This window comes from Dorea hominis, assembly GCF_014287705.1.
GTDB classification, from domain to species: Bacteria; Bacillota; Clostridia; order Lachnospirales; family Lachnospiraceae; genus Dorea_D; species Dorea_D hominis.
Window position 1 is genome coordinate 167,834 of record NZ_JACOOY010000007.1, and the last position, 9,630, is coordinate 177,463.

Annotated in this window: 14 protein-coding genes; 10 read left to right on the forward strand and 4 right to left on the reverse strand. The window is 42.6% G+C overall.

Annotated features, from left to right (window positions below; translation table 11 throughout):
- Window positions 1-169 precede the first annotated feature (169 nt).
- The 4 genes from H8S07_RS07405 to H8S07_RS07420 form a co-directional block, all read right to left on the reverse strand.
- On the reverse strand, window positions 170-1,789 hold the full coding sequence (locus H8S07_RS07405) for a CTP synthase (protein WP_118520896.1): 1,620 nt from the start codon (window positions 1,787-1,789) through the stop codon (window positions 170-172).
- Between the two features lie 55 nt (window positions 1,790-1,844).
- Window positions 1,845-3,338, reverse strand: coding sequence for a DUF1846 domain-containing protein (locus tag H8S07_RS07410; protein WP_186855751.1), 1,494 nt, complete (start codon window positions 3,336-3,338; stop codon window positions 1,845-1,847).
- Between the two features lie 194 nt (window positions 3,339-3,532).
- Window positions 3,533-4,582: a site-specific integrase gene (locus H8S07_RS07415; protein WP_186855752.1), complete on the reverse strand. Its 1,050-nt coding sequence runs from the start codon at window positions 4,580-4,582 to the stop codon at window positions 3,533-3,535.
- Window positions 4,583-4,718: 136 nt separating this feature from the next.
- A complete protein-coding gene (locus tag H8S07_RS07420) occupies window positions 4,719-5,225 on the reverse strand; it encodes a helix-turn-helix domain-containing protein (protein WP_186855753.1) in 507 nt (168 codons plus the stop codon).
- Between the two features lie 133 nt (window positions 5,226-5,358).
- On the opposite strand from H8S07_RS07420, the gene H8S07_RS07425 reads away from it, so the two are divergent.
- The 10 genes from H8S07_RS07425 (at window position 5,359) to H8S07_RS07470 (ending at window position 9,622) form a co-directional block, all read left to right on the forward strand.
- A complete protein-coding gene (locus H8S07_RS07425) occupies window positions 5,359-5,559 on the forward strand; it encodes a helix-turn-helix domain-containing protein (protein WP_186855754.1) in 201 nt (66 codons plus the stop codon).
- 64 nt (window positions 5,560-5,623) lie between these two features.
- On the forward strand, window positions 5,624-5,812 hold the full coding sequence (locus H8S07_RS07430; protein ID WP_186855755.1) for a hypothetical protein: 189 nt from the start codon (window positions 5,624-5,626) through the stop codon (window positions 5,810-5,812).
- A 19-nt stretch (window positions 5,813-5,831) separates the two neighbouring features.
- Window positions 5,832-6,650 (forward strand): phage replication initiation protein, encoded by an 819-nt coding sequence (locus H8S07_RS07435; protein ID WP_186855756.1) that lies wholly within the window; start codon window positions 5,832-5,834, stop codon window positions 6,648-6,650.
- 15 nt (window positions 6,651-6,665) lie between these two features.
- Complete coding sequence (locus H8S07_RS07440; protein WP_186855757.1) at window positions 6,666-7,472, forward strand: ATP-binding protein; 807 nt, start codon at window positions 6,666-6,668, stop codon at window positions 7,470-7,472.
- A gap of 39 nt (window positions 7,473-7,511) precedes the next feature.
- A complete protein-coding gene (locus tag H8S07_RS07445) occupies window positions 7,512-7,751 on the forward strand; it encodes a hypothetical protein (RefSeq protein WP_186855758.1) in 240 nt (79 codons plus the stop codon).
- A complete protein-coding gene (locus H8S07_RS07450) occupies window positions 7,744-7,947 on the forward strand; it encodes a hypothetical protein (protein WP_186855759.1) in 204 nt (67 codons plus the stop codon). The genes H8S07_RS07445 and H8S07_RS07450 overlap by 8 nt, the downstream gene beginning before the upstream one ends.
- A 142-nt stretch (window positions 7,948-8,089) precedes the next feature.
- Window positions 8,090-8,299 (forward strand): hypothetical protein, encoded by a 210-nt coding sequence (locus H8S07_RS07455; protein WP_186855760.1) that lies wholly within the window; start codon window positions 8,090-8,092, stop codon window positions 8,297-8,299.
- Complete coding sequence (locus H8S07_RS07460) at window positions 8,292-8,459, forward strand: hypothetical protein (RefSeq protein WP_186855761.1); 168 nt, start codon at window positions 8,292-8,294, stop codon at window positions 8,457-8,459. Before H8S07_RS07455 ends, H8S07_RS07460 begins: the two co-directional genes overlap by 8 nt.
- An 11-nt stretch (window positions 8,460-8,470) precedes the next feature.
- Window positions 8,471-8,812: a phBC6A51 family helix-turn-helix protein gene (locus H8S07_RS07465; RefSeq protein ID WP_186855762.1), complete on the forward strand. Its 342-nt coding sequence runs from the start codon at window positions 8,471-8,473 to the stop codon at window positions 8,810-8,812.
- A gap of 270 nt (window positions 8,813-9,082) precedes the next feature.
- Complete coding sequence (locus H8S07_RS07470; RefSeq protein ID WP_186855763.1) at window positions 9,083-9,622, forward strand: capsid assembly scaffolding protein Gp46 family protein; 540 nt, start codon at window positions 9,083-9,085, stop codon at window positions 9,620-9,622.
- Window positions 9,623-9,630: the final 8 nt, after the last annotated feature.

The window sequence follows — 9,630 nt, forward strand, 5'->3', positions numbered from 1 at the left end:
AGATAAGATAATAGAGATAAGATAATAGAAAAGAAATAATTAAGAAATGAGTAAATAAAAAAATGTGTAAGTTTCTGAGCATAGAAACTTACACATTTTTACTATATCAGAATATGAAATTATATTCTTTATATATTTACTTATTTATGAAACGCTTGAAGAAACAGGATTATTTTGCAGCCTTATCATCCTGATATTTTAAAGCTGCTTCTACGAAGCCACGGAATAACGGATGCGGTCTGTTCGGTCTGGACTTTAATTCCGGATGCGCCTGTGTTGCGACAAACCAAGGATGTTCCGGAATCTCGATCATCTCGACAATACGTCCGTCCGGTGAGAGACCGGATAATTTCATGCCGTTGGCTGTCAGAGCATCACGATAGTCATTGTTGACTTCATAACGATGACGATGACGTTCATGAATCTCTTCTGTGCCATATAATTTGTATGCTGTAGAAGTCTTATCAAGAACACATGGATAAGATCCAAGTCTTAAAGTACCACCGATGTCCTCAATGCCAAGCTGTTCCGGCATGATATGGATAACTGGATGTGTTGTATCCGGATCAAGTTCTGCACTGTGTGCATCACGGTAACCGATGACATTTCTTGCAAATTCAACGATTGCAAGCTGCATGCCCAGGCACAGACCGAGGAACGGAATCTTATTGGTACGTGCGTATTTGATAGCTTGCAGTTTTCCGTCAATACCACGCTGTCCGAATCCGCCCGGAACCAAGATACCGCTGACATCTTTCAACTGCTCATCTACATTTTCAGCAGTAACCGTCTCGGAATCGATCCATTTGATATTTACAGTAGCACGGCTGAAGATACCACCATGTTTTAATGCTTCTACGACACTGATGTAAGCATCATGAAGCTGGATATATTTACCGACAATAGCAACAGTTACTTCTGTATTTGGTGTCTTCAGATAGTCAACCATCTCTGTCCAGTCTTTGAGATCCGGTGTCGGGCAGTCCAGATGAAGTGACTCACATACTACTTCTGCAAGATGTTCTTTCTCCATTGCAAGCGGTGCTTCATAAAGATATTCCACATCCAGATTCTGGAGTACATGGTTAGATGGTACATTACAGAAAAGTGCGATCTTGTCTTTGATGCCGTCATCCAGAGGATGCTCAGAACGACATACGAGGATATCCGGCTGGATTCCCATTCCCTGTAAATCTTTGACACTTGCCTGTGTTGGCTTTGTTTTCATCTCCTGTGAAGCGCGAAGGTAAGGAATTAAAGTTACATGGATCAGAACAACGTTCTCGCGTCCTTTCTCGTGCTGGAACTGACGAATCGCCTCAAGGAAAGGCTGGCTTTCGATATCTCCGACGGTTCCGCCTACTTCAATAATGGCAATTTCTGTATTTTCAGCAGATGGATTGCGATAGAAACGGGACTTGATCTCGTTTGTGATGTGCGGGATAACCTGTACAGTTCCTCCGCCGAAATCTCCACGACGTTCTTTCTGCAATACGGACCAATAGATCTTACCGGTTGTGACGTTGGAATTCTTTGTCAGACTTTCGTCGATAAAACGCTCGTAGTGACCAAGGTCAAGGTCTGTCTCAGCACCATCGTCTGTGACGAAAACTTCTCCGTGCTGTACCGGATTCATAGTACCCGGATCAATATTGATATAAGGATCGAATTTCTGCATAGTCACTGTGTAGCCGCGTGCTTTCAGAAGTCTTCCGAGTGATGCGGCTGTAATTCCTTTTCCAAGTCCTGATACTACGCCACCTGTTACAAATACATATTTTACTGCCATAATTTCCTCCTTCACGTTCAAATAAATAAGTATGCTCCAAAAAAATACTTAAAAATTATACACCCTTTTTCGGAAAAAATACAGAATTATTTTCATATTTTGCTTCAAAAGTTGCTTGAACCGAAAGTTTCATAAACTGCTTGCGGTCAACATCACCTACCATTACGGAAGTATGAGCCTGGCAGCCCTTCAGATTCGGAAGCTGTTCCAGTGCTTTCTGTGCATTCGGATCGGAAGCTGCACTGACAGACAGCGCAATAAGCACTTCGTCTGTGTGAAGACGTGGGTTCTTGCTTCCAAGATACTGAGTCTTTAAAGTCTGGATCGGTTCAATTGCTGCCGGAGAAATAACCGGACGATCATGTGGAATGCCGGCAAGCTCTTTTAAAGCATTTAAAAGAAGAGCAGCGCATGCGCCGAGCAGATCGGAAGTCTTGCCTGTGACCATACGACCATCATGCAGTTCCATTGCAGCAGCCGGAGCACCTGTTTCTTCGGCACGTTTCATTGCAGCGTCAACAACCGGACGGTCATGAACGGTGATGCCTGCCTGGTTCATCAGCATCTCGATCTTGTATACTTCTTCATCCGAACATGCACCGGCAAGTGCACGTCTTCTGGAATCATAGTAACGGCGGATGATCTCCTGATTGGAAGCTTCTTTGCATGCCTCATCATCACAGATACAGTTACCTGCCATGTTGACGCCCATATCTGTCGGTGATTTGTATGGACTCTTTCCATAGATTCGTTCAAACATCGCATTCAGGACAGGGAAGATCTCCACGTCACGGTTGTAGTTGACGGTTGTCTTTCCATATGCTTCCAGATGGAACGGATCAATCATATTGATGTCGTTGAGATCGGCTGTTGCCGCCTCGTAAGCGAGGTTGACCGGATGCTTGAGCGGGATATTCCAGATTGGAAATGTTTCAAATTTGGCATAACCGGCACAGATCCCGCGTTTGTGTTCATGGTAGAGCTGTGACAGGCAGACAGCCATCTTGCCGCTTCCAGGTCCCGGCGCTGTTACGACGATCAGCGGGCGGGAAGTTTCGATATAATCATTTTTGCCATAGCCTTCGTCACTTACAATGTGTGGAATGTTGGAAGGATAGCCTTCGATCGGATAGTGGTTGTAAACTTTGATGCCGAGTTTTTCCAGTTTGTTCTTAAATAAAGCAGCACTCTGCTGTCCACTGTATTTGGTAATTACGACACTGCCGACATACAGTCCGTGGTCTTTGAAAATAGACATGAGGCGCATAACATCTACATCATAAGTAATGCCAAGGTCTCCGCGGACTTTGTTTTTCTCAATGTCTTCGGCACTGATGACAATGACGATCTCTGCCTGATCGCTTAGCTGCATCAGCATACGCATCTTGGAGTCCGGCCGGAATCCCGGAAGTACACGGGATGCGTGAAAGTCATCAAATAATTTGCCGCCAAATTCCAGGTAAAGTTTGTTGTCGAACTGGGCGATACGTTCCCGGATATGAGCGGACTGCATCTGTAAGTATTTTTCGTTGTCAAATCCTATGTTCATTATTCAATCCTCTTAATAACGTTATATTAAAAATATTTCATAAAAGTGTAAATTTCTGTATGAACTATTTTCTATCCAAGTATACTACAGGATATGGGAAGTTTACAATCTTTTCATAAATCTTTTATTGAATGAAAAAGAGCGCAACCCATGCAGTTATGGGAAACGCTCTTTTTTGTGATACTTGTTTGATACTAAAATTTTATTTTTTCCAGTTTTTCTATAATTTCCTTTTGGTGCGACTTGAATAGATGTGAATATGTATCCATGGTTTCTGTCACGTTTTCATGCCCTAAGCGTTCCGCAATCATTAAAGGGTTCGCGCCTAGGTTGATTAGCAGAGAAGCGTGCGAATGTCTCAGGTCGTGTATTCTAATGGGCTTAAGGTTGTGCGCTTGACATATTCTAGTCATTGCTTGACCGAGCCAAACACGGGAATAAGGAAACAAGCGTTGCTCCAGATCTATAGCATAGAACTTTCTTGTATACGCTCTAATTTCTTCCAGTAGGAACTCCGGCACATCTACGGTTCGTTTGCTTCGTTCCGTCTTTGGTGGCTGCATGGAATACACGCCATCAACATATACAAGCGTTTTATTTATTGAGATAGTTTTAGCTTTAAAATCTATATCGTGCAATGTAAGTGCTAATAGTTCACCTTTCCGCATCCCGGTATAAAACAGGATCTCGAAAGCCGTGAACAGCTCCGGAACGTCTTTGATCTGATCAGAAAAGGCTTCGTATTCTTCCGGTGTCCAAAAGTCTACCCGTTTGCGCTCAGGCTTGCATATTTGCGCTATAGCCGGGCTTTTACTTAGTCCTAGGTAATCAACAGCATATTTGAATATCATGCGCAAATAAGCGTATATTTGGCGCGTGTGCGATGCCGAGAAACCTTTATCTAATAATTGACTTTGCCATTCCGAAACATCTGCCGGAGTGATTTCTGACACGATACGATCAGAGAAGAACGGCAGTATATGCAGCTCTATAGCGTTCCTTTGGCTGGCAAGCGTTGAAGCTCTTACCCTGTTTTCTTTAAATCTTATATACTTCTCATACATTGCTTTAAAAGTAATATCCGGGCTTGTTGCGTATTGCTCTAGGAAATTCCGTTCCCACTCTTTAGCCTCTCGCTGAAGCTTAAACCCTCGTTTAAGCTTCTGGCGCTTCTTTCCTGTCCAATCCGTGTAATAGAATTTGCAATAGTACGTGTTTGTCTTTGCGTCCTTATAGCTTGGCATTTTTTCTATATTCTCCTTTTTCTCTTAAACCGGGCGAGGGCGTGAGAGGTAAAGAGAATATAAATTAAAAGGTCGTGTTTCGCGACGTTATTCTCAAATCTGGGAAGAATGTTAGTTATTCCCGGATTGATCAGGGTTATTCCGTTAAATTACCGTCGTTATTTAGCTTTTGTATAACTTCTTCTGATTTCTCAATCTTGGCCTGGTACTCTGGTATCTTAGTTAAGAGTTCTACTTGCTCAATAGCTTTATTTTGACCCTCTTTGTTTAGATTCCAAAAATAGTATAATAAATCTTCTTCGGGATCGTTTGAAAATATACCGGCGGATTCGTTTTCCAGTAAGAGCTCTTTAAGTGCTGCAAGTGAAGCGCTAAAGTCTTGAGCAATGAATTTTTTTTCATTTTGTAATTCTTCCCATTGCTTCGTAGTTTCCTTACCCCATATTAACTCGGCAGGAGTGCATTTTAAAATATCAGCTATTCTGCCAATCATATCTATAGAAACTTCACGCTTTCCACTTTCCCATAATGCAATTGCGGTTTGGGATACACTTAATTTACGCGCTAAATCCGTTTGCGTGATGTGTAATTGCGCGCGAGCGTTTTTTATTCGAGTACCTATTTCTAAATTTGGATTATTCATACAGAACCTCCTACAAAATAATAATAACAAAATGTAATAATTTTAGCAATAGTCCTTGACAATATTACAAAATGAAATTATAGTAATATTGCAAAATGAAATATTTCTAATTGAAATAAAGTGAGGTGATAGCATGAGTTTAACAATTGACGACCGCAAGTTTTCGATAGCACTTGCAAACAGTGGTTTAACAATTGGAGAAGCTGCAGAACGTGCCGGAATGTCTCGACAGAGATTCTACATGGTTCTAAACAGCAAAAGAGCAACGGCACAGGCAATCGGCAAGGTTGCACGCGGTCTGGGCGTAGACGTAACAGAAATTATTGAAAACTAATCAGCCAGGGCGAGGGCGTGAGAGGTGCAGAGAATGTGCGATGTCGCACAAGAAAGGAGAAAGCATGACGAAAATATTTTATTCTGCTCAGGATGTAGCCGATCTAATCGGCGTGAGCGTCTCTAAGGCGTATCAGATCATTGCGCAAATGAATAGCGAATTGAAAGAAAAAGGCTATTTAGTACAGCGTGGAAGAGTACCAATCGCATACTTTAACGATCGTTTCTATGGAGGTGTCAGCCTTGGCGAATAGAAGGATGTTTAGCAAGGACGTGGTAGATACAGACAAATTTCTTGAAATGCCACCGAGCACACAAGCGTTATATTTTCATTTAGGTATGAGAGCGGACGATGATGGTTTTGTGTCTTCTCCAAAAAAAATCACGCAGTTTGTGAATTGTGGGAATGATGATTTAAAGTTATTGCTTGCAAAAGGCTATCTAATTCCGTTTGAAAGTGGCGTTGTTGTTATATCTGATTGGAATGTCAACAACTGGATTAGGGCAGACAGGAAACACGCAACAAGGTTTGAACAAGAGAAAAGTTTATTAAGCATCAGCAATGATATATATATATTAGACGCCAACCAAGTGCCAACCAAATGCCAACCAAGTGCCAACCAAATGCCAACCGAGTGCCATACCGAGGATAGTATAGGTAAGGATAGTATAGGTAAGGATAGAGATAGGGCAGAGTATCAGCAAATAGCTGATATGTATAACAACACTTGCGTGTCGTTCCCTCGGCTGTATAAACTCTCTGAGAGCAGAAAGAAGGCAATTAAAGCAAGATTGCAAACGTATTCGGTTGAAGACTTTCAAAGAATGTTTGAAATGGCAGAAGGCAGCAGCTTCTTAAAAGGAGCAAATAACCGAAATTGGTCAGCTACATTTGACTGGATGGTTAAAGATGCGAATATGGCGAAGATATTAGACGGGAATTATCAAGACAGACAATCAGAGTCACAAATACCGGAGAAAACGCCGGAAGAGATAGAAAGAGAGAAAAGGGAAGAGCAAGAGGCTCTTAATCGGATTGAAAGGGCATTGAAAGAGGAATATGTCTACGATCCAGAGCATCCGTTTCAGTAGAAAGAAGGTGAGAAGATGAAAACAAAATTGATTAAAATTGGAGACAGACACAAAATTGCAACAGCAACATATGATGGAGCCGGAACTGTAACGGGCGTACATGGACTTGCACAGATTGGCAGGAATGAAGCATTGATTGATTACGATGTGGAGAATTATGAGAAAGATATAACTTTCCTGATGCCTGGGAATGCCACTACAACAGCACAGGTTGACGATAGACGGTCTAGGAGTGGAATGCCTAAAGAATATATGAGTAAGACGGCAAACGACTTTAAATGGAACTTCTACAATCAAGAAACAGGAGAAGCAAAGGCAATGATCAACAAATTTATTTGTAATTTTCCACAATTTCAAAAGTCGGGTTATGGCTTATACATATATTCAGACACCAAAGGAAGTGGAAAAACCTTGCTTTCATGCTGCATTGCAAATGAGATCCTGAAGAAAAGAGACATATCAGTAAAATTCATTTCGGTGTCAGAGTACATTGAGTTGACCAAAAGCGGTAATAGTGACAATGTCCGGGAAAGGATCAATAGCATATTGGATGCAGGATTGTTGATTTTTGATGAGATTGGGGCTATAGAAGAGAGCAGAGACTGGATATCGAATACAATCTTTCGGTTGGTTGATTACAGGTATACGCATATCTTACCGACCATTTACACAAGCAATATTGAAATTGACAAGCTTAAATGTGACGAGAGGGCAAAGGATAGGATATTTGAGTTGAGCTATAAAATTCATATGCCGGAAGAGAGCATCAGGAGATTAAGGGCAGAGAAAAGACGTTCGAAATTTATAGAACAAATAATATAAGTTTTTTATGTAATATCAGAAGAGAGGACAAGAGATATTATGAGCATTAATATTCAGGAAAGAGTTTTAGATACATTGTTTGACATAGCAGTGGAAGAAAAAGGCGTGTGTGAGGATATGGACCGGACATATACCGAATGGTATCAGTTTTGTTATGAGAATGCACCAGCCGATCAGGTGGATAATTATTTGAATTTATCAACGGAAATGCAAAGAGAGGCGTTTCTGGCCGGTGCAAGAATGGCATTTGATCTTATAGGAGGGCGTAAGGATGATTAATGTGTACAAATATACAGAGGAGACGTTTAACCATGTTCCGAAGGGGTATTGCGCGTACGGTAGTGAGATTGAACAAATCTACAAGGAAAATAGCGGCTTGCTTTATGATTGCATCGTTGATGCCTGGAAGTTAGGCTTTGAACAGGCTTATCGAGCAGCTAAAGCCGGAAAGCTGGACTTCCAACAGCAGCAGTAGGACGGTCTTAAGAATACTATACATAACATACTTGAGCCGCGAGCCCCGGCGTTACAGGGGTATATAACCGCCCTTCCGGGAACGGTGCTACCAACACCAGAACCGGACGGCGGGAACAAAAAAAGAAAGGAAGATAATAATCATGTGGTTTAGTCAATTATTTTTAAAAGTAGATAACGGAGTAAGTATTGAGTTATACAAGGAAGACAACAGCGGAAAAGGGCTGTTCCTGGGAGAGGTACGCAGGGCAAACAGAGTTCCGGACGCAATCTGGAATAGCAAAGTATATCGAATATTCCCGGTGGACGGTCGCACCATGTGCGCTTTTATTGAGGAGTGCGCCGATGATTAAGATCAGAATATCTTATGAACAGGATCAGGAGCTTGAAGCGGTCAAGGAGCTTCTTGCTCCGGTGGTGGAAAGGGTCAAGATTCAGCCGGCAAAAGGGAAATACAAGAGGGCTTATATTTGGGCGGGAACTATTGGAAATTTGAATGAATTTGAAGAATAGGGGGTGCATGCGTGCTAAATTCAAAACAGAAGAAATGCATTGAAATGATGGCATTAGGCGACCGGACACAAAAAGAGATAGCAGAGCGACTAAAAGTCACGGAAGCTACAATTTGTAACTGGAAGAAGAATGAAGACTTTCAGACGGAATACATAGAATTTATGCGGCAGAATTTGAAAGGCGCGGTGGCAAAAGCTTTTAACACGGAGCTACAGTTACTTAATGCAAGGAGTGAGATGGTGCGGCTGCTGGCGGCAAAGGATGTGCTTGACCGTGCAGGCTTCCGGCCGGATGACAATATAAATGCTAATATCGATACAGACTTACACATCACGATTGACTACGGAGACTAAAGCGGGTATAATAATACTGCAATATGCAAGTACCGCACTTTAAAGGTGTAAGCTGATAACACGGCGTGGGAATAGTTTAAATACTGTTCCTGCGCCTTTTTTTTATTGGCGTGGCTGGTATTGCACATATTCTACTATTTCTCCTGAAGCGGTGGGCGTGCCTGGTAGGACGTACGTCCACCGGATAAAAGAGGGATAGAATATCGCGTGAGGTGCTACGGTAAAAGCATGAATGAGCCGGGAGGCATAAAATCGAAAGGGACTATGAACATGATGGAATTACTTAGAAAGCTGCAGATATTCGCAGACGAGGGCGCAGAAGGTGGCGCAGATGGTGCAGGAGCTTCCGCTGCAGAAGATCAGGAAGGAACACAGGGCGACCAGAGCGGATCCGGAGAAGGCGAACCGGGACAGGAACCGGAAAAGAAGTACACGGATAAAGACCTTGACAGGATCATAGCAAAAAAGATCGCCGCTGAACGAAAAAGAATGACGAAGTTGTTTAATGATGATCAACAGGAAAGCGATTTAGATAAAAGAGAAAGGGACGTGCTGAGGCGGGAACTCAGAGCAGACGCAAAAGAACGTCTTGCAAGTGAGGGCTTACCGGTTGCGCTGGCTGATCTGATCAACTACAGTGACAAGGAAGAAAGCGAGAAGAGTTTAGACGAAGTTACAGCCACTTTCAGAGCGGCAGTCGCGCAGGGCGTAAAGGACGCGCTAAAGGGCAATGCTCCAAGGGTGAGCACTGGAGGCAGAGCAACAGAGTCGGACTTGATCCGGTCAGCATTTGCCAGGAACGCACGTTAGAGGTAAAT